A 23,068-nucleotide genomic window follows, 5' to 3' on the forward strand; every position below is an offset into this window, starting at 1 on the left:
AAAGAATAGTGAACTCAAACACAGACACGGGTATGATGTAGCGTCATCTTCGGGTCTTGTTGGCATGGAGTTACAGGGGGCGATGGCGATCTTTACTGTGAATATAAAGAGAATATTGAAACTGATAAGGTAGAAGACAAGCTATAAAGGTTTCCTAAATGGTAAAAGACGACCCTCACCCCAAAATTGGGAACAAGGGTCGTCTTCTGTTTCGTACTTTTTAAGCTTTGCTCCGTCAAAACCACAAGTTCTTCAGTGGCCTCGAATTATTCCGGGAGTTTTTTAAAACTATTACAGTTGCTCTCTTGCAGTGCCTACCAGTTTACCAAATGCAGGCATATCGTTAACTGCCAGGTCTGCCAGCATTTTACGGTTGACTTCTACTCCAGCCTTTTTGAGCCCATTGATAAGCTGGCTGTAAGAAATACCGTTGATGCGGGCGGCAGCATTAATCCGAGTAATCCACAGTTTACGGAAATCGCCTTTTTTGGCACGACGGTCACGGCGCGCATAGTACAGCGCTTTCATTACTGTTTCGTTTGCTTTTTTGAACAACTTGCTCTTGGAACCGCGATAACCTTTAGCTAATTTAAGAATTTTTTTATGACGTCTATGTGCAGTAACGCCTTTTTTAACTCTTGGCATGACACATACCTCCTGATGTACTTATAAATTGTTATACGTTTAGGCGTAAGGAAGCATTTTCACTACGCGATCGTGGTCAGATTTACTAACCATAGCAGCTTTACGCAGGTTGCGTTTACGGGACGGAGATTTTTTTTCAAGAATATGGCTTTTGAAAGCTTTGGCGCGTTTAAATTCACCGCTACCAGTTACTTTGAAGCGTTTAGCAGCGCTTCTGCGGGTTTTCATTTTCGGCATTGTTGGATATCCCCTTTCTATTTATGTGCTAGATTGTGTATTGTTGCTTGGTTTAGGAGCAACAATCATAATCATATTTTTACCTTCAAGCTTGGCTTCACGTTCGATATTAGCCATGTCTTTAAGTAAACTAGCCATTCGTACCAGCACTTGCTTGCCAAGTTCGGGATGGGAAAGTTCCCTTCCTCTGAACATGATAGTTACTTTGACTTTGTCGCCATCTTCCAAAAAGCGCTGGGCGTTCTTTAGCTTAACGTTAAAATCATGATCCTCAATATTTGGACGGAGTTTAACTTCTTTAAGCGCAACTACCTTTTGCTTCTTTTTGACTTCTTTGTCGCGTTTTTGCTGCTCGTACCGGAACTTACCAAAATCCATAATCCGGCAGACCGGCGGCTTAGCCGTTGGCGCCACTTCCACCAAGTCAAGATTTTGTTCCCCTGCTAAACGCAATGCGTCTCTCAGCGACATAATTCCCAGCTGCTCATTAGTGCTGCTGACTAACCGAACTTCCCTTGCCCGAATCTCTTCGTTAATCTTTAAAGTCTCTTTGCTAATTGCCGCTCACCTCCTGATATACTTTGCTAAAACAAAAAGCGGATGGCATAAACCACCCGCGCAACAGCTTAATCAAATAATGATTTGCTTAATTGTGACCCTACTAACAACCCTGCCGGCGCTGTAAGGTGAGAAGCGGATGGCTTCTGCTTTAAAAACGATTCAATTTACTTGATAATATTAACATCAACTACCAGGGAAGTCAAGCTGTTTTTTTACATTTTATCAGCTTTTGGTAGCAATTTCGTCAACTACTGTAGTAATAAAGCTATCGACAGGCATAGCGCCAATATCACCTTGACCGCGCTTACGAACAGCCACACTGCGGGTTTCAGCCTCTTTGTCACCAACCACCAGCATGTAGGGCACTTTTTCTAATTGAGCTTCACGAATCTTGTACCCAATCTTTTCGTTGCGGTCATCAACTTCCACCCGGATGTCCTTGTCACGCATTTCTTGAGCAATGTCTCTGGCGTAATCGGCATGACGTTCGCTAATCGGCAAAATCTTAACCTGTACAGGTGCCAGCCACATGGGGAATGCCCCTGCAAAGTGTTCGATTAAGATTCCAATAAACCGCTCTATGCTTCCGTAAGCCACCCGGTGAATCATTACCGGACGGTGCTTTAGACCATCTTCACCGACATAGGTCAAATCAAATTTTTCCGGCATCAGCATATCTAGCTGAATGGTGCCACACTGCCAAGTACGGCCAATTGAATCTTTAAGGTGAAAGTCAATTTTGGGGCCGTAGAAAGCGCCGTCTCCCGGATTAATTTTAAAAGGCATATTAAGCTCTTCCAATGCTTCTTTAAGGGCAGTCGTAGCAGTTTCCCACACCTCATCAGAGCCCATGGCTTTTTCAGGTTTGGTGCTCAGTTCAGCGTGATATGAGAGCCCAAAAACGCTGTAAACGGTATTAAAAAGTTCAATAACCTTCTTGATCTCAGCCTTAATTTGGGATGGCAGCATAAAGATATGAGAATCATCTTGAGTAAAGCTGCGTACCCGCATAAGCCCATGCAGTGCTCCGGAAATTTCATGGCGGTGTACAAGCCCTAATTCGCAAGTGCGAAGCGGAAAGTCACGATAACTATGGTGCTGAGTGCGATATACCAGAATACCGCCCGGGCAATTCATCGGCTTTACGGCGTAACCTTCCTCGTCAATTTGGGTGAAATACATATTCTGCCGATAGTGATCCCAGTGGCCGGACTGCTGCCATAGTTTTTGGTGAAGAATAATCGGAGTTTTAATCTCCTGATAGCCGTATTTCACATGCAGCTTACGCCAAAAAGCCTCAAGTTCATTCCTGATAACCATGCCTTTTGGATGAAAGAACGGGAAGCCGGGGCCTTCTTCTTGAATGCTGAATAAATCAAGCTCACGGCCTAGCTTGCGGTGATCACGCTTTGCGGCTTCTTCCATCATAGTTATATAAGCATCCAGATCAGCCTTTTTCTCAAACGAAGTTCCATAGATACGTTGTAGCATTTTCCGTTTTTCATCCCCGCGCCAGTAAGCGCCGGCAATGCTTTGGAGTTTGATAGCTTTAACACGCCCTGTGGAATGAACGTGAGGGCCTGCACACAAGTCAACAAATTCGCCTTGCTTGTAGAGCGATATCTGTACATCTTCCGGCAAATCGCGGATGAGTTCCTGTTTATATATCTCACCTTGTTCGCCAAACAACGCCAGCGCTTCTTCGCGACTCACCGTCATACGCTCAAGCGGCAGGTTTTGTTTAACAATACTCTCCATTTCAGCCTGAATTTTCCCCAAGTCTTCAGGCGTAAATACATGGGGAGTGTCAAAGTCATAATAAAAACCATTGGCAATCGCTGGGCCAATCCCTATCTTAACATCGCCATACAGGCGCTTGACGGCTTGTGCTAGGATATGAGATGAAGTATGCCGTAAAGCATCTTTGCCTTCAGCATCTTCAAAAGTTAAAAATTCGACGGCAGCATCCTTGTCAAGTCTGGCAGTCAAATCTGTGACTTTGCCATCTACCTTGGCAACCAGCGCTGCTTTAGCTAGGTTCCGGCTAATTGATTCAGCAGCTTCAGCCAGTGTTACTCCTTGTTCGACTTCGCGCACAGCTCCGTCTTTTAACGTCATCTTTATTTTGCTCATCTTCGGCAACCTCCTTAAAAAATAAAAAACTCTCAATCCCTATAGGGACGAGAGTTTAAATACCCGTGGTTCCACCCTGCTTGGCGAAATCGCCATCTCAGAACTTTGATAACGGGGTTATATCCCCCGGCTCAGCTTACGCTTACTAGTTCAGTTGAGCAGTTTCGAGGTGGTAATAAACGCTTGGTTTGCGTAAAGATGCTTACAGCCTATGACATCTTTTCTCTGGGACGCCTTTCAAGACCTTATCTTGTCCTCGGCATTACTGTTACAGTAGTTTTTAGTTATCAAAAGTATATACAAATCCAGCAGCGTTGTCAAGACTATAACTCGGTATGATTAGATTTTCCATAATCTGTAGCGCACATCTCACAGCCATCACACAATACTACCCGGCCATCAAAAACACTTTTGATTGTCTCCAGTGCTTCCTCATCTCTGGCGCGGTTGGTGCTATGCACCATGATATTGTGTGGTGCAATGGTGATGAGTGCACTTATTAACAGATCTTCATAATTAAGGCTGTTGGGGTCGCCGGCGCTATGGCTTTGAAGTACGACGCTTTCCAAGTGCTGATTATTTAAAATTTTGCGGTGTGAGTCATAAATTTTGAACACACCAATACCGCTGATAACAACATGAGCTTCTTCAACCCGCGGTTCCTGAACATCAACAAAATAGCGCAAAACTCGAATAAATTCCTTATATTCAAGTTCCATCATGAAGTCATCTACAACTTTGTCAATGACTTCAGACAACTGCAGGCGATAATCCTTCAGCCGGAAGTTCAAAAAACCGTCAAGCACCAGCTCATGATGATTATCAAGATAATCCAGAATGCGGGCCAGGATCAGGTCATAGCGGGTAGCCGGACTGGCCCTGAGCGCTCTTACGGCATTAGACTCGACTATAGCACGCTCATCGTGATTAAAATAACAATAGTTGCTGGTAACAATTTTATTTATAATTTTGTTTTCCTCAGTACTAATAATCCAGTCGGCAAGTATCTGTGAGACACTGCCTCTTAGCACATTTTTTATCCGCTCGTAATTACGAAAAGATAGCTCGCCGTCACTGATATTTAAGCCGAGAAACTTATAACCGCCCCGATCAAGTTCTTCTATAACTACGCGGAAGCCTTCTTGGGTCAGCGTTTTACAGTCGCATTCCAGTTTTTCTCTGATTTCTCCAGTTGTTCCGTTCAGGCCGATCGAAAGTAACTTCACCACCCTCACTCCCTTCTCATATAGTATATGTTCCACAGTGTATTTGCATACAACGAAGGGAGTGAAGTGTTTTTCAGTTTAGTTTACCATGTCTATTTGATTGTTAATCGCCGCAAGCCATTGATTACGGCCTTTTACAACAAATTTAATTACTTTATCTTTAATAGTAACGACCTTAAGTACATTGGGAATAACAAAAAAAGTCTTTTCCGTCCCGAGGGTTTTTATATGAGTCAACAGCACTTCGTCCATATACTTGTTGGCAATGCTGAGTGAATAGCCAACAAATACCAGCCGGTGATCTGTTAAGTAGAGAGCTCCGTTTAAAACATCTCCCTCACAGCTATAACTGGCAAGACACTTTTTTATAATGGTTTCATCTGGTTCTAACGGAAAGCTATACATAGCAATACCCCTTAAGCCTGCCGCGCATCTTCAGGCACGACCAAAAATTCAATGTCCGGGTTGCGCTCCATCACCCATCGAAGCTGCCATTCATTGCTGATTAAGGCTACTGGTCTATCTTTTATATCCTGCACCAAAAGGCCGCTATCCATATTTTTCATGGACTTTACGTCAATATTTTCACCGTAAAGCCATCTGGCTACAGAGTACTGCAGTCGATTCATTAAAATATCAACGCCATATTCGTGTTTCAAACGGTATTCGAGTACTTCGAACTGCAGTGAGCCGACAACCCCAATGACAAAAGATTCTACCCCATAATCCGGCTGACGAAACACCTGGACAGCCCCTTCTTGGGTCAACTGAGTCATCCCTTTGACAAATTGCTTACGCTTCATCGTGTCTTTTGCCTGTACACGGGCAAATTGTTCTGGCGGAAACACAGGGAAGTCCTGGAAGGTAAAATTAGAACCCTCCTGACATAGAGTATCACCAATGCCAAAAATCCCAGGATCAAATAAACCGATAATATCGCCCGGATAAGCTTCGTCGATAATGGTCCGCTCCTGGGCTAAAAATTGCTGCGGCTGAGCTAACTTTACTGGTTTGCCGGACTGCGCATGATAGACGGTCATGCCTCGTTCAAACCGGCCTGAGCATATTCGCATAAATGCCAGACGGTCACGGTGGGCTGGATTCATATTAGCCTGAATTTTAAATACAAAGGCTGAAAACTTATCATCACTAGGGCTAATCAACCCTTCTGATGATACTCTGGGCATCGGTGGCGGTGCTAGCTCTAAAAAGTCTTCAAGAAACATTTGCACGCCAAAATTAGTCATTGCACTACCAAAAAACATTGGGGTCAGTTCCCCTCTGGCTACTTTATCAAAATCGAACTCTTCACCAGCCATGTCTAAAAGCGCAATATCATCACATAGCGCCTGATGAATGTCAGCACCAAGAATTTCTTTAAAAGCCGGGTCATCCACATTGCCTTGTGTTGATGGCAAAGCCCATTGACCGTGTACACCACTGCGCTCAAACAATTCAATTTTTGCTTGTTTTCGTACATAGATACCGCTGTAGTTACCGTCAATTCCAATCGGCCAGTTCATCGGATAAGCACGAATTCCTAAAACATTCTCGATTTCTTCCATAAGTTCAAAAGGGTTACGGCCATAGCGGTCAAGCTTATTTACAAATGTAAATACGGGTATCCCCCGCTGTTTACAGACCTGAAACAGTTTTTTAGTCTGATCCTCGACGCCTTTGGCCACGTCAATAAGCATTACTGCACTATCGGCTGCCATTAGCGTTCTATATGTGTCTTCACTGAAATCCTGGTGACCAGGAGTATCTAATATATTGACACGGTAGCCGTCATAATCAAATTGCAACACACTGGACGTTACTGAAATACCCCGCTGTTTCTCGATCTCCATCCAGTCAGACACAGCATGTTTCTGCGCTTTTCTGGCCTTGACCGAACCGGCCAGACGAATGGCTCCGCCGTAAAGCAATAATTTTTCTGTTAGCGTTGTCTTACCGGCATCAGGGTGAGATATAATTGCAAAGGTGCGCCGTTTATTGGTTTCGGGAGCAAGGTTTGACATTATTGCCTCCTAAAGTGAATTATATTATTTTTGCGGCATAACTGTCCTATTACCGGGAATAATCATACCGAGACTATTAATGGAGGGACACTTATGAGTATACACATGAGTCAACTGCCAGTCAAAAAAGTTTGTATTGATGCCCGTACGCTCTCAGGCGACGGAGTATATGAATTTACCGTCGATTGCGGTGCTGTGTACTTTGGCGCAGTTTATGATAATGATGGCAAATTACAGTCAATTGACCAATATTTTTATACTGACCGTTTTTCTCGCGATGATATTGACAGTGCAATGAATGACGACCAATTGCTCACTGTCGATAACCGGGATTTTCCAGCCAAAGCCTACCTGTTGAGCAAAAACATCTCAGGCCAAGATTGGCTGAGATTTCATGCCGTTGTGCCCTGTGCTGTAAACCCTGATTATTTTTTCAACAAATTTATCGGCGAGTAGTCCTCTCAATAACGTAAACAGTACAATAATTTAATATACACCATTCATTAACAGTAGTCAACGTCACTTTATCTCTACTTACTTTTGTATGGTTTAAAATGACGTTGACATATTACATGCTGTGCTATATAATCTACTTTGTGATAAAAAGTCCAATATCGCGGGATGGAGCAGTTGGTAGCTCGTCGGGCTCATAACCCGAAGGTCGCAGGTTCAAGTCCTGCTCCCGCAACCAATGCTGGTGTAGCTCAGTCGGTAGAGCGTATCCTTGGTAAGGATAAGGTCACCGGTTCAATCCCGGTCACTAGCTCCATATTGTTTGGCGGCGTAGCTCAGCTGGCTAGAGCATTCGGTTCATACCCGAAGTGTCCGGGGTTCAAATCCCTGCGCCGCCACCAACTAGATTTTTAAACCTCGCCGGTTGTGGCGAGGTTTTTTTATTCTACTGTAGTTTCTTATATAAAAAATAAAAAAGGCTCACAGGTAAAAACCTGTAAACCTATTATGTACTGGTGGGACTAACTGGACTCGAACCAGTGACCCCTACGATGTCAACGTAGTACTCTAACCAACTGAGCTATAGTCCCTTAACACACATTCAATTATATTACGGTTAACTGAAAAAGTCAAGCAGTAATTTATAAAGTTCAACTAAGCCTCAGAGTGACTTTAAGGCTCTGAGGCTTAGTTGAACTAATCCTCAGAGCTTAGCGCCACTTATTCCGCCGCCCCAAGAAGCGAGGGTATTAGTGGCGGTTAGCTATCGGATAATCTAGTACAGGATGTTATTAGCAATGACCAGACGCTGAATTTGATTGGTTCCTTCGTAAATCTGCATGATTTTAGCATCTCTCATGTATTTTTCTGCCGGGTATTCTTTAGAATAGCCGTAACCACCCAGTACTTGCACCGCGTCGGTAGTAACCTTCATGGCAGTGTCAGCGGCAAAGCATTTGGCAATCGCCGACTCTTTAGCATAGGGAACTCCCTGATCTTTCATCCAGCAGGCTTTAAACACCAGCAGTCTGGCAGCTTCAATCTGCATAGCCATATCAGCCAACATAGCCTGCACGAGTTGGAATGAAGCAATTGGCTTATCAAATTGAACGCGCTCTTTAGAGTACTTAACAGCAAGTTCAAATGCTGCTTGGGACAACCCTACCGACACTGCACCAACAAAAGGCCGGGCAGCATCAAGTGTCTTCATAGCGATTTTGAATCCTTCACCTTCACGGCCAATTCTATTGGTTGCTGGAATACGAACGTTTTCCAAAACTAATTCGCAGGTGTTAGATGCTCTGATGCCCATCTTTTCTTCTTCTTTACCAACAGAGAAGCCCGGTGTGCCACGATCGACGATAAAGGCAGTCAAACCGCGAATACCGGCAGTTTTACGCGTATTGGCAAATATAATGTAGATATCGGCAATGCCTCCGTTGGTAATGAAGCATTTGGTTCCATTAATAATATAATGGTCGCCATCTTTGACGGCAGTAGTGGCAACTGCTCCAGCATCTGAACCGGCACCCGGTTCAGTCAGAGCAAAAGCAGCCAGCTTACCGTCATTAATAACATCAAACATTTTTCTTTTTTGAGCGTCAGTACCTAATAAAACTACCGGGTAGGAAGCTAACGCATTGGCAGCTGTAGTTGTGGCTACACCTGCACAGCCTTTTCCTAATTCTTCATATATAAGAGCAATTGAAACCGCATCAAGACCAGGTCCGTCATATTCTTCGGGAACAGTTAAATTAAGCAAGCCTGCTTCGTCAAGTTTCTTCCACAGATCAGGTGGAACCACACCCTCTTTATCCATTTCCAGAGCGTGAGGCGTGATTTCTTTAGCAACAAAATCTTTTACCATCTTTTGCAGATCCAGTTGATCGGGAGTAAAGTTAAAATCCATGCTTTGCCTCCTTATTTGTTAGCATAATACCAAAAAATACTAATGATAAGTATACCGCATAATTTTTTTTTTGTTAACACCTAATTGCGAAAAAATAAAAAAAATGCGCTATTTTAACAACAATTTAGCGCCAACTGCGAGTAATACCAATCCAAACACCTGTTGTGGACTGCACGCCGAACGATCAAGACCAAATCCGCCAAAATGGTCAATAATAATAGCCGTTAGCACCTGACCAACAATAATTGCTGTGGTGGCATTAGCCACACCGACATTGGGGATACTGGCAGCTACCAGATATATTATACCTACGCCAATAATACCTCCCAGCCAGGAATACCAGGGCGCCTCCTGCCATGCATACAAATTGCCTTTACCCATGTTAAATATAAACAACAATATCATGACTAAAATAGTTCCGGTTATTTGAACTACAAAAGTGGCCTCTAAGAGGCCAACAGCCTTACTTAACGAAGCATTAAGCGACCCTTGTACCGCCATTAGCACTCCGGAAATTAAAGCCAGTACCAGTGGCAGCATTTCACCTGAGATAAAATTCAATCCTAACACGCCCCCTACAAATTATAAAGAGAGACTTAGCCTCAGATGGGGTTTTAACCCGATCTGAAGTTTAGTCGAACTTGTCCAGTGATTTGGTCACCGGATAAATGTAGTATAATACTCGGGACTCTTTAATATTCGGGGATCAATTAGTAAGATACGCAAATAAAAAAAACAGCAGGCCGAAGCCTGCTAATCTTTTAGTCAAGTATATAGACTGTTACTTTTTGAACACCAAAGTTCAAAGCATCACGACGGCTGTCAAAAGCTAAGTCAATCCGTTGTCCTTTAATAGCGCCACCGATATCGTCAGCTATGGCATAGCCATATCCTTTGATATACAACCGACTTCCTAAAGGAATTACCGATGGGTCAACAGCAGCCATGCCTTTACGTAAGAGGTTACCCCGGTATGTATAACTGCCATTACCAGGGTCATATGCAGAGTAGGCGGATGCATTCATAACAAGCGAGCGGCTGTATCTACTAGTCTCACCAGCCAAACGCTCAAGGTAGGTAAATGTTTCTTTGTCAACAGTACCAGTTACTTGTAGGCTGGCACTTTGTTGAAAATCTTTTACGGCTTTAGCGGTAACCGGACCGAAAACACCATCAATCTCTCCGGCATAGAATCCACCATCTGCAAGAAACTTTTGGACGGCTCGCACTTTGTCGCCACGTATGCCCACAGACAAAGGCGCTTGTTCCTGTGGTACTTCCTGTGGTACTGCAGCCACTGGTACTGCAGCCACTGGTGCTGCAGCTGATCCCACGGAAGGAATGCTAATGCCAAACAACAGGGCAACGGTAAAAATTGCTGCCAAAAGGGCTTTCTTCAATGTATCACCTCTCTTACAATAAGCCTCCGAGGTTAGCTGTCGGGTTAGGGTCAAAGAGAAGGAAAGAGAATAACCCCTCCGCATTAAGCGGATTCACCCCTGTATCTTTACTGGTTCCCCCGTACCTATAAGGATTCGGCATTATAAATATGATACACTGAAATTCCATGTTGGTCAAATTCAGTAAAATGCTGTATTTTTATCTTATCACCCAATAGCATCCAATTGTTTAAATTTTATTAAAAATCCTTAATAATTTTTATATTCCAAGTGCTGTACAAAGTTCTTTAGTAGCTACACCGCTAACAGGTATTCCTTTGTCTGATTGATAAGCCTTTACAGCTTCTTCTGTCATAGAACCAAATAAACCGTCAGCGCGTCCCTGAAAATATCCTAATTCTTTAAGTTTAAGCTGGAGGGCAACCACGTCAGATCCCGCAGTCTTGAATTTTAAGCTTCGTGCAACTTTAATCTTTCGGTCCTCAATACGCACAGGAGTACCAACAGGAATCCATTCAAATAGTTCTTCAACATCTTTATTGCGCATCCTTATACAGCCATGACTGGCGAATTGGCCAATTGACCATGGTTTATTCGTTCCATGAATGCCATAGGTACCCCAAGGTACATTTAGCCCCATCCAGCGTGTTCCAAACCCTGTTCCCCAGTTATAATCCTTCCATACTACATTCCACTCACCGATTGGTGTAGGGGTTTCGCTTTTCCCTACAGCAATCCGGTATTTTTTATATAACTGGTCATCATTGTAGACTTCCAGTACCCTTGACTGAATTTTGACTACTACACTTACTTTCCCCGGCGGCGCTTCAGTAGGCTGGTTGTTTCCGACAGAGGCCAGCTCTCTCTCATCCATATATTCAAAACCAATAATACTAAAGACAATGCTCAAAATGGCTAAAATCGCTATACCGTAAAAGATTCGGGATCGCCTGAATCTAAAGGACATAATCGAGTTCACTCTATTCCCTCCCAGCAGCCAGCTATTCTTCTCAAAATATATGCGCCAGCACTAAGGGATATGAGGCAAGAAATAAAGAAAAACCGGCCGTAGCCGGTTAGTTAAGAACATATACCTTTACCTTTTTTATGCCATAATCCAAAGCCTCTTGTCTGGTATTAAAAGCTAGGTCGACGCGATTGCCTTTTATTGCGCTGCCTTGGTCGTCAGCTATTGCCTCGCCGTAACCTTCAACCCACAATTTAGATCCCATAGAAATAACATTAGGATCAACAGCCACTACACCTTTTTTTACTTTTCCGCCTACATAAGTCAGATCATTCCACTTACCATTATCAAGCGGCCCAGGACCGTAGGCAGTTGCTGTCATATCAAGCATTTTACGATAGTTTTGCGGAGCGCCGGCAAGTGAGTTGTTACTCTCCACTGCGTTAGGAGTCAGGATATTGCTGTTGTTCAGCACCATAGAAAGCAAGGCAAATTCACTCTGATATCCGGCCAGACGATTAGTTACCTCTTGTTGGACTTTCTCTTGTACTTTACTGCGTGCGGCAGTCTCTACAGCCTTAACAATATTATCCTTTACACCTGCCTGGTCTTGACCAATCAGTTGTGCGGCCACGGTGGTAATATCGTTAACCGTATTAGCTTTTCCTGCACGTTCAACAGCAGTCTTAGCAATTGTTCCCCACAAGGCTTCTTTGCTGCCCGCTCCCAGATTATCTTTTATCTTGATTAACTCTTGTATTTGGGCAGCAGCGGTGTTGCCAGCAACGGCTTCAGCCAGCTTGTCCTCCAAAAACGCGGCCTCAGCTTTAGGCAAGGCTGGCGAAAACATCGGCATTGCAAAAGCCATCAACAGGATCGCGGCTATCTTTTTCTTCAAGGTTAATATACTCCTCTCATTTGATGGTCTACGGTTCGAATGACATTTTATCATATACTTTACATAATAAACAGTGGTAAGTTTAAGAAAAAAGCCCGCTTGCAACTGCAAACGGGAAAATAGTAGCTAATTTAGGTAACATAATATAAAGGCTGTTATTTTGCTAATTGGTATAGCGTTTCGGTTAGAACCTCCAGGCCAGCAGCAATAGCTTCAGTTTCTACATATTCGCTGCCGTTGTGACTAATACCCTCTTTACAAGGGATAAATATTAATCCTGTCGGTGCGATATGAGCTATATTCATTGCGTCATGCCCGGCACGACTATCAAGCCTCAGGCTTGTCAGTTTTAGCTTCTGACAGACAGTCTCGATGGTTTCATTGATTGTTTGGTCAAGTATAATCGGTTTTTCTGATGAGAGCACTTCGATGGCCACCGGTGTATCGTTATCGTCTGCGATCGTGCTGACAGCATCTTTTATTTCTTGCAGGATATCGATTATGCTTTCATGCTCTGTGCCGCGAATATCGACCCACATTTCAACCTCTCCGGGAATTACACTGATTACGCCTGGATAAGTTCTTAAAATTGTCACTGTCGCCACTGCACCCTGATAGTCATATTCTGCAGAGATATTTTTGACGGCCAGCACAATCATAGCCGCGCTAACCAGCGCATCCTGCCGGTCTTCCATTGGGGTGCCGCCGGAATGACCTGGTATTCCAGTCACAGTTATTTTCAATTTGGTGGGAGAAGAAACTTTATCAACTATGCCAATACTCACTCGGCCCTGTTCCAGAATTGGTCCTTGCTCAATATGCAATTCCAGAAATCCCTTAATACTATTATTAGACCGCGCGGCAGACCCAACATGCTCAATTTCAAGTCCAAGGGCGACTAATTCAGAAGCAAGGCTAATTCCCTCCTGGTCCTTAATTCGTTTCCAGGAGTGAACATTCGCTAGCCCCGCCATTGCTTTACTACCTATGGTCGCAAAGTTAAACCGGCTGGACTCTTCAGCAGCAAAAACGACTACTTCCAAAGGATGCTTAATATCGCCGCGAGCCTTTAAAGCTTTAACAGCTGCTAGGCCGCAGAGTACACCCAATACACCGTCGTATTTGCCGCCTGAAGGGACCGTGTCAAGATGAGAGCCTGTCATCACAGCCGGAAGATGGGATTGACTACCTTCAGGCTCATACCGGCCGATAATGTTGCCAATGGTATCAGTATGTATGGTAAGACCGATCTCTTGCATAAGCTCCGTAATAAATTGCCGCGCCTGATGGTCGGCTTTGCTAAACGCCAGGCGCGTGACGCCAGACTTGTCTTGACCAAACTGAGCCACATGCTCTAGCTGCGCAAGAACCCATTCAATATTCTGCGAATGATTAGCTTGAATAGCCACCGCCCCCTTAATACATTCTTACTGACAGTATACCGCTGTTTCAACAAAAATTCCATAACTCTTGTTAAAAAGAAAAAACGCCTGGCATGCCAAGCGTTCTACTGTTTAGCCTAGAATACCTTGTTTTACAGTATCTAATCCTAAACGGTCTATCATCATGCCAATACGCTCATGTTTGCGAGCGGTCTCTTTGTAGTAGGTAATAATTTTCTCGATAATTGGCAGCACTTCGGCCTGTGGTATTTCTTCAGCCAAGAGATCAGCGACTCTGGCTCTAGCGCCAGCGCAACCACCAATCACTACTTTCCAGCCTTTGGCGGTACCGATAAGTCCAATATCCTTAACCCAACCCTCACCGCAGGAATTGGTACAGCCGCTAACGCCAAATTTAAGCTTTCCAGGTAACTCCATGCCATGATACAGTTTATCAATTTCAAGACCTAGAGTTAATCCATCTTGTTGTGCACGCTTACAGAAATGGGTAGCCGGACATATCTTAACGCTACGGACACACAGACCTACGGCAGCACCTTTATCCATTCCCAGGTCATCCCAAACAGCATCAATTTTATCTTCAGGGATACCAACAATGGCAATCCGCTGTGCTGAAGTCAATTTGAGCGCCTTAGCACCATATTTTTCGGAAACATCAGCAATTTTTCTTAATAAATTGACATCAAGAATAACCCCGCCAGGAATATGAGGCGCAATCGCATATGTTTCTCTGTCGCGCTGAACAATAGCGCCTTTCGCAAGTAAATCTGTTTTAAGTTCCATAAGTAAACCTCCCATAAGATAATTATATGTAATAGAACATTATTATAAATTAGATGTTTAGCTAAAAAATTCCTGCTTAAAAAAAAATTTTTTATTGAAAAAAAATAGCGCCACTAAGACGCTATTTCTACATCATTAACATTTAGCCTTAAGCCCAACCATCAAGCATTTCCCGCAGTTTTACAACATGCGTCTGTTCCTCAAATTTCAAGAGGTTAAATACATTTCTGGCTTCTTCAAACTTAGCACATTTAGCTAAAGCGTCATAGAACAGAATTGAGTCTTTCTCATCCTGCATAGCTGCTCTTAAGATATCGGCAATGCTCTTAAATTCAGGAAACATTTGTGCGGCCTTGTCTTTAGGGAAAATATGCGGTTCAGCAAGTACGGTCAGGTAGCGTGAAGTCTCCTGATCAAACAAATAGTCATCACCTGTCTGCTGGTTTTCTTTAACCTTATTATAAAGTTTAGTAAATTGATCGTGGTGGTGAATCTCCTCATTCATAAGCAACATGAACAAGTCTTTGTGCTCTTTGGTATCTGCTTGATCATACGCCTTTTTGTAAAAATCGCGACCACGGGCCTCCATATCAATAGCTATTCTTAGTGCTTCCAGATCACTAAACAAGTTGCCCATATCACAGGCGTTTTTTTCCATAATTATATAGCCTCCTTTATTTGCAGTAATTCTACTGATATATTCCATATTTCCAAGCAAATTCCTTTTACCCTTGTGACTTTTTTAACTTTTTTATCAAACAATAGTGAATAATCCGTAAGTTAGTGTTACATTCTTATTATATATAGTAATTATTCTTGGGTGGGAGGACTTTCGTGAGTATACTTACCACACTACAGACACCAATATTTGCCGCTGAAGGTATTTTACATCTAAATAGGGAAAACTATCAATTAGAAGTTGCCGGCCTAGCCGATAAGCATGGCATCTTTTCACTCCAGGAACTTAAACAAAACTTTCCTGAGCAAAGTAAAGATTTCCGGTTAACCTCGGTAAGCGGCTGGTCAGTGCGGGCCAAATGGAACGGGATATTATGGCAAGATTTCATTGCCATGATACAACCATTGCCTACAGCCAGATACGCCCTATTTTCAAGTGCCAAAGACTATACCACTGCCGTACTGATGAGTGATTTGATGGCATCAACCTCGATGCTGGTATGGGGTGTAGACGGCGAATCGCTTGAGGATGAATACGGCGGGCCCCTGCGAATGGTTATCCCCAATCTTTGGGGTTACAAAAGCTGCAAATGGCTGGTAAAAATCGAGTTTGTTGAAAAATATGCGACAGGCTATTGGGAGTTAAGGGGTTATAGTCACCGCGGTGCAATTGAGCCTGGCGAAACCTATGATGTTAACGCCAGGAAATATCGGCCAATTAGCGGCGGAGAAGTAACCGAATTTTAAATTAGGGGGATATTTATGGATAAGCGTAACAACGTAGTAAAATTTGGTGGAAATCCGCTAACACTCCTCGGCAAAGAGGTTAAAGTTGGAGACAAAGCATCCGACTTTACGGCATTAACTCCCGACTTAAAACCACTCTCTTTGAGTGATACTAAAGGGCAGGTACGCGTAATTAGTTCTGTACCATCAATTGATACCCCTGTGTGTGATATGCAAACGCGCTGGTTTAATCAAGATGCCGGTAATATTGAAGGCCTTGTAGTATTATCCATTAGTGTTGATTTGCCATTTGCCCTGACGCGTTACTGCGCGGCCAAAGAAATTAGCAATGTAAAAACCTTATCCGACCATAAAGATCTTGATTTTGGTTTAAAATACGGATTTGTGATTGAAGAATTACGTTTACTCAGCCGTGGCGCTATTGTTATTGATAAGAATGATGTTATTCGTTATGTTGAGTATGTGCCTAATATTGAAGAACAGCCAAATTATGAAAAAATTATGGAAGTCGTAAAACAATATTTATGATAAATTTGCAAAACAAAACTCCCAGTGAATCACTGGGAGTTTTGTTTTTTAAAATGTTTTAGCAGATGTGTATCATATTTTTTTTGTATTGACGATAGAGCACTTTTAGCGAGCTTACTTTTTCTGCTAATTCAATTTGAAGTTCGGATGCACTATCAAAGTCACCGGCTTGAATAGCATCTTTAATACGGGTAAATAAGCTTTTTTGCGATAAGCAGTCTTTTGCCAAATATACTCTGAGGGTATTTATTTTATCCCAATTATTCAGATCAAGGTCACTGGCAGAGTCAGCGTCATGTAAAGGCTTAGCCTCTTTAACTATATTGAGGTTTTCCGGAATAATGCGGTTTAACAACTCAGTTTGCCAACGAACCAGCGCACCGGCCACAAAGGCTTGAACAAGTTCAGGACGGAAAGCGCCGCCATTGGTAAGTGTTTTAACTTTTTCCGGGTATTTACTAATACTTTGCATGTTTTCCCAAACCGTAGCAGGCGGTTTGCTGAACAGACGGTCACGCTCTTCAGCAGAATAATCATCAAACACGTCATGCTCGCTGCGGTACGCCCGGTCAGTTTCAAGATAGAAGCCTTCAGTGCCGGCCTCTTTAGATAATTCTGCATCAAGTGCTTCTACTGATTTTCCGGAGTTAACGGCAGCTTTAACGCCATCAAGTATACTCATGTAGAAGGCAGTCAATGCAATATAAGTATTGGTGTAAGGATTCGGGGAACGAACTTCAAATCTTGTAGCCATCGGGCTATTAATATCACGTACAAGACCAGCAAGGATCGTTCTGTTACGGGAAGGTACAGCAGGAGTATGACCTAGGGAGGTCACGATACATATTGGGGCCTCGAAACCAGGCTTTAAGCGGTTAAGCGAGTCATTTGTTGAAGAAATAAACGGATTGATAACTTCATAATGCTTCAGAAGGCCCATGATAGCGCCGTAGCCGATTGCACTCAAGAAATATTGTTTCATATCAGATGGCGAGAACAGGTTAACAACTTTACCAGATTTAAGCTTTGCGGCAATACCAATGTGAGTATGTTCGCCACTACCGGCAACACCTATAATCGGCTTAGCCTTGAAGGTTACTTCCAGGCCGTTAGCGCGGAAAGCTTCTTTAACTAAAATTCTGGCTTGCAACTCGTTATCTGCGCATTGAAGAGCATTAGAGAACTTCCAGTCAATTTCAAGCTGTTCCATAACATGGCTCAGATGGCCGGATTCATCGATTTTAGCTTTTACGCCGCCAACCTCTTTATGACCCATTTCCGGCTCAAGACCGTATTTGGCCATCATCAGCAGGGCTTGTTCCATAGCTGTACGGACATTGCCCCGAGTACGCTGCCAATATTGTTCCTGCATAACCTGCGAAGCAGACAGTTCTTCTACTTCTGCTTTATTAGCCGGAGTTTTTACCCAAAATTCAAGTTCAGTGGCAGCCGTGAAAATGATCTCTTCAACGTCAGCGTTATTGATATGTTCTAGCCCGGCAATTTTGTCGTTCTTTTGGAAAAGAGCTTTGAGCTCACCTTTAATATATTCCAGGCTTTGCGCCAGAATTGAACGGGAGTCAACTCTAACACCATTATGTACCAAGAAAGCAGGAATCCTTAGTGTACCAACAGGCTTACCGGTTTCCTCATCAATGTGTTCAAAATTATAGTCTACAAACCAGTTAACACCAGCATCTGCCAGCATATCTACTTTGGCATTATTTAAAGTGGCAATACCAGTGAGAACGACAGACGAGCCATCAGTTTGTACCGCGCTGCCGTTATAAAAATCATCCATATCCTTAATAAACAGGTTAATTGGCACTTTTTCATCAGTATCATTGCCAGCCAAGTCGATGCCAACAAGTGAAGCAAACTTGATTTCCGGGTGATTATTGAGCAAGCTTAAAATTTCTTCTTTGCTATACTTACCAGCAGGAATAAAATACACTAAATCTTTTACCATTTTTCTTCACCTCATACACAAAATGTCTTACAGTATAGGTTTTCACATTATTCCCTGGTCAATACAAGTAAAAAAACAGACTCCTCCCACTGCTGATTGCGGAAGAGTCCTCATTGACTCAGGCTTTAAATATGTCTTTATTATAGCATAAAAATCTAGTTTGTCTACAGTCTACAAACCAGTTGTGTTTAACTTGTGATAATGTCACCTTGTAAACTAATAAAATGTCACTATGAACAAAGAGGTGCGTTATCTTGCCTCACCAGAAAATAAAAAGCCTGGCTTTATCAAGCCAGACTTTTAAAATCATGTATTATACGTTAAATAATAGGTCGCCATAAGTTGGCATTGGCCATACATCTTTATCTACTAGAGTTTCAAGTGTATCAGCAACTTCTCTTAATGTTCCCATCTTTTCAAATACATCAAATCTGAATAATGAAGCTTGCTCATAAGTATCGCCATGAGCATTTGAAGCTTTTTCTACAGCTTCTTCAAGTACAGCAATATTTTTCTTTAATGATGCAGTTAATGAAGATACTTCTATTAACAATTCAGTTTGAGCTGTTAAATCAGCTGCTACACCTGTAGCTTTAATTGTATTGATTGAAGCAGCAAGGTTGGTAGCAAACTTGATAACTGCAGGAAGTATTTGCCTCTTAGCCATTTCTATCATTGTTAGAGCTTCAATGTTAATAGTCTTGATATAATTTTCAAGATCTATTTCATAACGGGATTCCATTTCTACTCTGCTTAATACACCATGTTTTTCCATTACTGCTAAATTCTTTTCAGAAATTAATGCTTTAATGGCTTCTACAGTAGTCTTTATGTTTGGAAGGCCTCTCTTTTCAGCCTCAACTACCCATTCATCTGAATATCCGTTTCCATTAAATACTACATTCTTATGCTTAGTCACATATTCAGTAAGAATTGCTTTAACTTCAGCCTCTACATCTTCAGCCTTCTCTAATCTTTCAGCAACTTCACTTAATACCTCAGCTACTATAGTATTCAAAATATAGTTTGGTGCTGCGATTGAAGCAGAAGAAGGAACCATTCTAAACTCAAACTTATTACCTGTAAATGCAAATGGAGATGTTCTGTTTCTGTCAGTTGCATCCTTTGGTAATGCTGGAAGTGTGGTAACACCTATTTCCATGTGACCGCCAGTTTTCGAGCTTGTTGCTCCACCATTTTCAAGTTGCTCTAATATGTCTTGTAATTGCTCGCCTAAGAATATTGAAATTATAGCAGGAGGAGCTTCGTTAGCACCTAGTCTATGATCATTTCCTGGATTTGCAGCTGATACTCTTAATAAATCCGCATATTCATCTACAGCTTTTATAACAGAGCATAAGAATACAAGAAACTGCTCATTATCATGTGGAGTATGACCTGGCTCAAGTAGGTTCACTCCATCATCTGTTCCCATAGACCAGTTATTATGTTTACCGGATCCGTTAATTCCCGCGAATGGTTTTTCATGTAATAAGCACACAAGATCATGTCTTAAAGCAACCTTCTTCATTGTATCCATAGTAAGTTGGTTGTGATCTGTTGCTATATTTGTAGTAGTGAATATTGGAGCTAACTCATGCTGTGCAGGAGCAACTTCGTTATGTTTAGTCTTGGCAGAAATTCCAAGCTTCCAAAGTTCTTCATCCAATTCCTTCATATAAGCAGAGATTCTTTCTTTGAGTGAACCAAAGTAATGATCTTCTAATTCCTGTCCCTTTGGAGGTTTAGCTCCAAAAAGTGTTCTTCCTGTAAATATTAAGTCTTTTCTTTGTTCAAAAGTTTTCTTATCAACAATAAAGTATTCTTGTTCTGGTCCAACAGTTGTAATGACTTTATTTGTAGTTGTATTTCCAAGAGCTTTTAATACACGCAGCGCTTGTTTTGATAAGGCTTCCATTGAACGTAATAATGGAGTCTTCTTATCCAACGCTTCTCCTGTGTAGGAACAGAAAGCAGTTGGTATACATAATGAATCATCTTTTATAAATGCTGGTGATGTACAATCCCAGGCGGTATATCCTCTAGCTTCAAAAGTAGCTCTAAGACCGCCGGATGGGAATGAAGAGGCATCTGGTTCTCCTTTAATTAATTCTTTACCAGAAAACTCCATTATAGCCTTACCATCTGCAGTTGGTGATATAAATGCATCATGTTTTTCAGCAGTTATGCCTGTCATTGGTTGGAACCAATGAGTAAAATGTGTTGCACCTTTTTCAAGCGCCCAATCTTTCATTGTGCTAGCTACTACGTCTGCAACTGCTGGATCTAAAGGAAGCCCCTCTTCAATTGTCTTCTTTAAAGCTTTGTAAGTAGCTTTAGGAAGACGTTCCTTCATAACAGCATCATTAAATACGTTTGAACCAAAAATTTGTCCTAGTTTGCTCATCAAAAAAACCCCTTTCAATTCTTTAAATAATTTAGGTTATACTTTCAATTTGCAGTAGTTTAAAACACCCTTATGATAAAACCATGAAAAAAGTAAAAGAACTAAGCTAAAAAAAAAGACTCCTTCACATAACATTATTATGTGAAGGAGTCATCATTGACTCAGATATTAAATATGTTTTTATTATAGCATAAAAATACAATTTGTCTAGGGTTCAAATAACATTTTAAACATATTTTTTTCATCAACTGCCTACGGCTGTTCCCGCGGAAGCTTGTCACCACCCATTTTTGCAACAAGGAAGATTAATAGTAAAATTGCCGCTATTCCACCGACCATAACAGGAGTTGTTAACACCTCACGCGGCAGGTACTCATACAGACCATATACGCCGAAGAAAATAAATATGACGGCAGCAACCCACTTTACTAGCCGTTCGGGTATTTTTTTGCCCAAAACTACGCCGATGAGAATCCCGATTGCATTAGCTATCATCATACCAGCCGTAGTCCCCAGCCAAACTGGTATCATTTCATTAGCAAACTGAGCAGCCAGCGCAACGGTAGCCAGCTGCGTTTTATCTCCCATCTCCGCAATAAAAAAGGCAATAGTAACTGTCCAAAAAGGGCTACGATGTGTGGCTTTATCCTCTCCATTTAATTCATCGCCCCGGATTGTCCATAAGCCAAATATGATAAAAGAGGCGGCGGCAGCAATCTGAACATTCTGTAAGGGAATAAACATGGTTATGTAACTACCAACTACTACAGCAAGCAGATGATTAAGTATTGTCGCTACAAAAACTCCCCACATTACGGTAGGCCATGGATAGCGAGTGGCAAACGCCATACCCAATAACTGCGTCTTATCTCCCATTTCGGCAAGCACAACAAAGGTAAGCGCGGTAATAAATGCGGTCAAGAAAGTCTCCCCCTAATAAGTAGTCAAATGCAACAGTTATAGTATGACCAAAAGGCAGCAATACTTCATCCCCAAAACTTTACATTTATAAGTGATTAGGATAATATGTTCCTATAATTAAATAGGCCACTTAGAAATGTCTAGATGCAAGGTGTGTGTCAACAGGCGTTGATAAGCCTATTCAGAAAGGATGGATTTCAGTGGAACTACATGAAGTCATAAATAACCGCCGTTCAGTGCGGAGTTACACCGATACCAATGTAGATAAGGCAATAATCGAAAGGTTATTAAACTCAGCAATACAAGCCCCCAGCGCCATGAACTCTCAGCCTTGGGCTTATGCGGTAATTCAAGATGTCACTCTTTTAAAAGAGTATTCTGACCGCAGCAAGCACTTTCTCTTGAGTTTACTTGACCAAGTGCCGCAATTGAACAAATATAAAGCAGCATTCGAGAACCCTGAATTTAATATTTTTTATAATGCGCAATCCCTTATTATTATTTTTGCAAAATCCAAAGATCTGCATAGCAACGAAGACTGTTGTTTAGCCGCACAAAACCTCATGCTGACTGCACACAGTCTAACCCTTGGAACGTGCTGGATCGGTTTTGCCCGCCCATTTCTCAATCTACCGGAGGTTAAAGAGGAGCTCAATATTCCCATCGCCTATGAAGCCATCGCCCCTATCATTGTGGGCTATCCGCAGGTTAACCCACCTGCAGTCCCCAGGAAAGCGCCTGAAATTCTGTTCTGGAAATAACACAAAACCCGCAGCTATTAAGGCTGCGGGTTTTCCTGTTTTCTTATCTGAGTAGTCATTAAGCCGAGTTCTGTTCCGCGTTAGCGGTGACGATCATTTATCTTGGCCGGCAGTTGCCTGACGGCTCTAGCGACACAACCCGGAAGGCTCAGCGGGCAGCTTCATCCCTTCCCTATTCGGTCTTGCTCCAGGTGGGGTTTACCTAGCCAGTCAGTCACCTGACTGCTGGTGCGCTCTTACCGCACCGTTCCATCCTTACCCGGCAAATGCCAGGCGGTTCACATTTCTGTGGCACTTTCCCTGAGGTCACCCTCGCTGGACGTTATCCAGCACCCTGCCCTACGGAGCTCGGACTTTCCTCGAATACATAATGTATCCGCGATCATCTTTCGTACTCAGAAGCTATAATACTTTAGTATTT

Annotated in this window: 22 protein-coding genes, 4 tRNA genes, 1 other RNA gene, 1 riboswitch and 1 other annotated feature; of the genes, 7 read left to right on the forward strand and 20 right to left on the reverse strand. The window is 42.5% G+C overall.

The window, feature by feature from the left end:
- Positions 1 to 291: 291 nt before the first annotated feature.
- The 7 genes from rplT to VN447_RS12165 all read right to left on the reverse strand — a co-directional run bounded on the left by rplT (position 292) and on the right by VN447_RS12165 (position 6,823).
- A complete protein-coding gene (rplT, locus tag VN447_RS12135; protein WP_325525624.1) occupies positions 292 to 645 on the reverse strand; it encodes a 50S ribosomal protein L20 in 354 nt (117 codons plus the stop codon).
- A 39-nt stretch (positions 646 to 684) separates the two neighbouring features.
- Positions 685 to 882, reverse strand: coding sequence for a 50S ribosomal protein L35 (gene rpmI / locus VN447_RS12140; protein WP_084576924.1), 198 nt, complete (start codon positions 880 to 882; stop codon positions 685 to 687).
- Positions 883 to 903: 21 nt separating this feature from the next.
- Positions 904 to 1,440: a translation initiation factor IF-3 gene (gene infC / locus VN447_RS12145; RefSeq protein WP_325525662.1), complete on the reverse strand. Its 537-nt coding sequence runs from the start codon at positions 1,438 to 1,440 to the stop codon at positions 904 to 906.
- Between the two features lie 24 nt (positions 1,441 to 1,464).
- Positions 1,465 to 1,598, reverse strand: a sequence feature (ribosomal protein L20 leader region).
- A 67-nt stretch (positions 1,599 to 1,665) separates the two neighbouring features.
- Entirely contained in the window at positions 1,666 to 3,576 is a 1,911-nt protein-coding gene (gene thrS / locus VN447_RS12150) for a threonine--tRNA ligase (protein ID WP_325525625.1), read from the reverse strand.
- A 323-nt stretch (positions 3,577 to 3,899) separates the two neighbouring features.
- Entirely contained in the window at positions 3,900 to 4,802 is a 903-nt protein-coding gene (gene ytxC / locus VN447_RS12155) for a putative sporulation protein YtxC (RefSeq protein WP_325525626.1), read from the reverse strand.
- A gap of 78 nt (positions 4,803 to 4,880) precedes the next feature.
- On the reverse strand, positions 4,881 to 5,207 hold the full coding sequence (locus VN447_RS12160; RefSeq protein ID WP_325525627.1) for a GRAM domain-containing protein: 327 nt from the start codon (positions 5,205 to 5,207) through the stop codon (positions 4,881 to 4,883).
- Positions 5,208 to 5,218: 11 nt separating this feature from the next.
- Positions 5,219 to 6,823 (reverse strand): peptide chain release factor 3, encoded by a 1,605-nt coding sequence (locus VN447_RS12165; protein ID WP_325525628.1) that lies wholly within the window; start codon positions 6,821 to 6,823, stop codon positions 5,219 to 5,221.
- Between the two features lie 93 nt (positions 6,824 to 6,916).
- On the opposite strand from VN447_RS12165, the gene VN447_RS12170 reads away from it, so the two are divergent.
- The 4 genes from VN447_RS12170 (at position 6,917) to VN447_RS12185 (ending at position 7,677) form a co-directional block, all read left to right on the forward strand.
- Positions 6,917 to 7,279 carry a hypothetical protein gene (locus VN447_RS12170; protein ID WP_325525629.1) on the forward strand — a complete coding sequence of 121 codons (363 nt, stop codon included), beginning with the start codon at positions 6,917 to 6,919 and terminating at the stop codon, positions 7,277 to 7,279.
- 159 nt (positions 7,280 to 7,438) lie between these two features.
- Positions 7,439 to 7,514 (forward strand) — tRNA-Met (locus VN447_RS12175).
- A gap of 2 nt (positions 7,515 to 7,516) precedes the next feature.
- Positions 7,517 to 7,592: transfer RNA gene (locus tag VN447_RS12180), tRNA-Thr, on the forward strand.
- A gap of 8 nt (positions 7,593 to 7,600) precedes the next feature.
- Positions 7,601 to 7,677 (forward strand) — tRNA-Met (locus VN447_RS12185).
- A 112-nt stretch (positions 7,678 to 7,789) separates the two neighbouring features.
- On the opposite strand, the gene VN447_RS12190 is transcribed toward VN447_RS12185, so the two are convergent.
- The 9 genes from VN447_RS12190 to VN447_RS12230 all read right to left on the reverse strand — a co-directional run bounded on the left by VN447_RS12190 (position 7,790) and on the right by VN447_RS12230 (position 15,294).
- Positions 7,790 to 7,866, reverse strand: a tRNA-Val gene (locus tag VN447_RS12190).
- Positions 7,867 to 8,051: 185 nt separating this feature from the next.
- Positions 8,052 to 9,185 carry an acyl-CoA dehydrogenase family protein gene (locus VN447_RS12195; RefSeq protein WP_325525630.1) on the reverse strand — a complete coding sequence of 378 codons (1,134 nt, stop codon included), beginning with the start codon at positions 9,183 to 9,185 and terminating at the stop codon, positions 8,052 to 8,054.
- A gap of 108 nt (positions 9,186 to 9,293) precedes the next feature.
- Positions 9,294 to 9,746, reverse strand: coding sequence for a DMT family transporter (locus VN447_RS12200; RefSeq protein ID WP_325525631.1), 453 nt, complete (start codon positions 9,744 to 9,746; stop codon positions 9,294 to 9,296).
- Between the two features lie 200 nt (positions 9,747 to 9,946).
- Positions 9,947 to 10,585, reverse strand: a complete 639-nt coding sequence (locus tag VN447_RS12205; protein WP_325525632.1) for a 3D domain-containing protein — start codon at positions 10,583 to 10,585, stop codon at positions 9,947 to 9,949.
- Positions 10,586 to 10,590: 5 nt separating this feature from the next.
- Positions 10,591 to 10,736, reverse strand: a riboswitch (cyclic di-AMP (ydaO/yuaA leader).
- A gap of 108 nt (positions 10,737 to 10,844) precedes the next feature.
- Positions 10,845 to 11,555, reverse strand: coding sequence for a L,D-transpeptidase family protein (locus VN447_RS12210; RefSeq protein ID WP_325525663.1), 711 nt, complete (start codon positions 11,553 to 11,555; stop codon positions 10,845 to 10,847).
- Positions 11,556 to 11,661: 106 nt separating this feature from the next.
- Entirely contained in the window at positions 11,662 to 12,450 is a 789-nt protein-coding gene (locus VN447_RS12215; RefSeq protein ID WP_325525633.1) for a 3D domain-containing protein, read from the reverse strand.
- Between the two features lie 155 nt (positions 12,451 to 12,605).
- Positions 12,606 to 13,859: a Zn-dependent hydrolase gene (locus VN447_RS12220; RefSeq protein ID WP_325525634.1), complete on the reverse strand. Its 1,254-nt coding sequence runs from the start codon at positions 13,857 to 13,859 to the stop codon at positions 12,606 to 12,608.
- A 105-nt stretch (positions 13,860 to 13,964) separates the two neighbouring features.
- On the reverse strand, positions 13,965 to 14,636 hold the full coding sequence (locus VN447_RS12225; protein ID WP_325525635.1) for an NAD(P)/FAD-dependent oxidoreductase: 672 nt from the start codon (positions 14,634 to 14,636) through the stop codon (positions 13,965 to 13,967).
- 148 nt (positions 14,637 to 14,784) lie between these two features.
- Positions 14,785 to 15,294: a ferritin family protein gene (locus VN447_RS12230; RefSeq protein ID WP_325525636.1), complete on the reverse strand. Its 510-nt coding sequence runs from the start codon at positions 15,292 to 15,294 to the stop codon at positions 14,785 to 14,787.
- A 176-nt stretch (positions 15,295 to 15,470) separates the two neighbouring features.
- Here VN447_RS12230 and VN447_RS12235 point away from each other — a divergent pair, with 176 nt between their 5' ends.
- Both VN447_RS12235 and tpx read left to right on the forward strand, forming a co-directional pair.
- Complete coding sequence (locus VN447_RS12235; protein ID WP_325525637.1) at positions 15,471 to 16,061, forward strand: molybdopterin-dependent oxidoreductase; 591 nt, start codon at positions 15,471 to 15,473, stop codon at positions 16,059 to 16,061.
- 15 nt (positions 16,062 to 16,076) lie between these two features.
- Entirely contained in the window at positions 16,077 to 16,589 is a 513-nt protein-coding gene (gene tpx / locus VN447_RS12240) for a thiol peroxidase (protein WP_325525638.1), read from the forward strand.
- A 58-nt stretch (positions 16,590 to 16,647) separates the two neighbouring features.
- Here tpx and VN447_RS12245 read toward each other — a convergent pair whose 3' ends face one another.
- The 3 genes from VN447_RS12245 to VN447_RS12255 all read right to left on the reverse strand — a co-directional run bounded on the left by VN447_RS12245 (position 16,648) and on the right by VN447_RS12255 (position 21,886).
- Positions 16,648 to 18,558 carry a glutamine synthetase gene (locus VN447_RS12245; protein WP_325525639.1) on the reverse strand — a complete coding sequence of 637 codons (1,911 nt, stop codon included), beginning with the start codon at positions 18,556 to 18,558 and terminating at the stop codon, positions 16,648 to 16,650.
- 313 nt (positions 18,559 to 18,871) lie between these two features.
- Positions 18,872 to 20,965: a glutamine synthetase III gene (locus VN447_RS12250; protein WP_325525640.1), complete on the reverse strand. Its 2,094-nt coding sequence runs from the start codon at positions 20,963 to 20,965 to the stop codon at positions 18,872 to 18,874.
- Between the two features lie 252 nt (positions 20,966 to 21,217).
- Complete coding sequence (locus VN447_RS12255) at positions 21,218 to 21,886, reverse strand: TMEM165/GDT1 family protein (protein ID WP_325525641.1); 669 nt, start codon at positions 21,884 to 21,886, stop codon at positions 21,218 to 21,220.
- Positions 21,887 to 22,041: 155 nt separating this feature from the next.
- On the opposite strand from VN447_RS12255, the gene VN447_RS12260 reads away from it, so the two are divergent.
- Positions 22,042 to 22,647 (forward strand): nitroreductase, encoded by a 606-nt coding sequence (locus VN447_RS12260; RefSeq protein ID WP_325525642.1) that lies wholly within the window; start codon positions 22,042 to 22,044, stop codon positions 22,645 to 22,647.
- Positions 22,648 to 22,691: 44 nt separating this feature from the next.
- Here VN447_RS12260 and rnpB read toward each other — a convergent pair.
- Positions 22,692 to 23,045, reverse strand: an RNA gene (rnpB, locus tag VN447_RS12265) — RNase P RNA component class A.
- Positions 23,046 to 23,068: the final 23 nt, after the last annotated feature.

This window comes from Sporomusa sp. (assembly GCF_035561155.1).
Lineage (GTDB): Bacteria > Bacillota > Negativicutes > Sporomusales > Sporomusaceae > Sporomusa.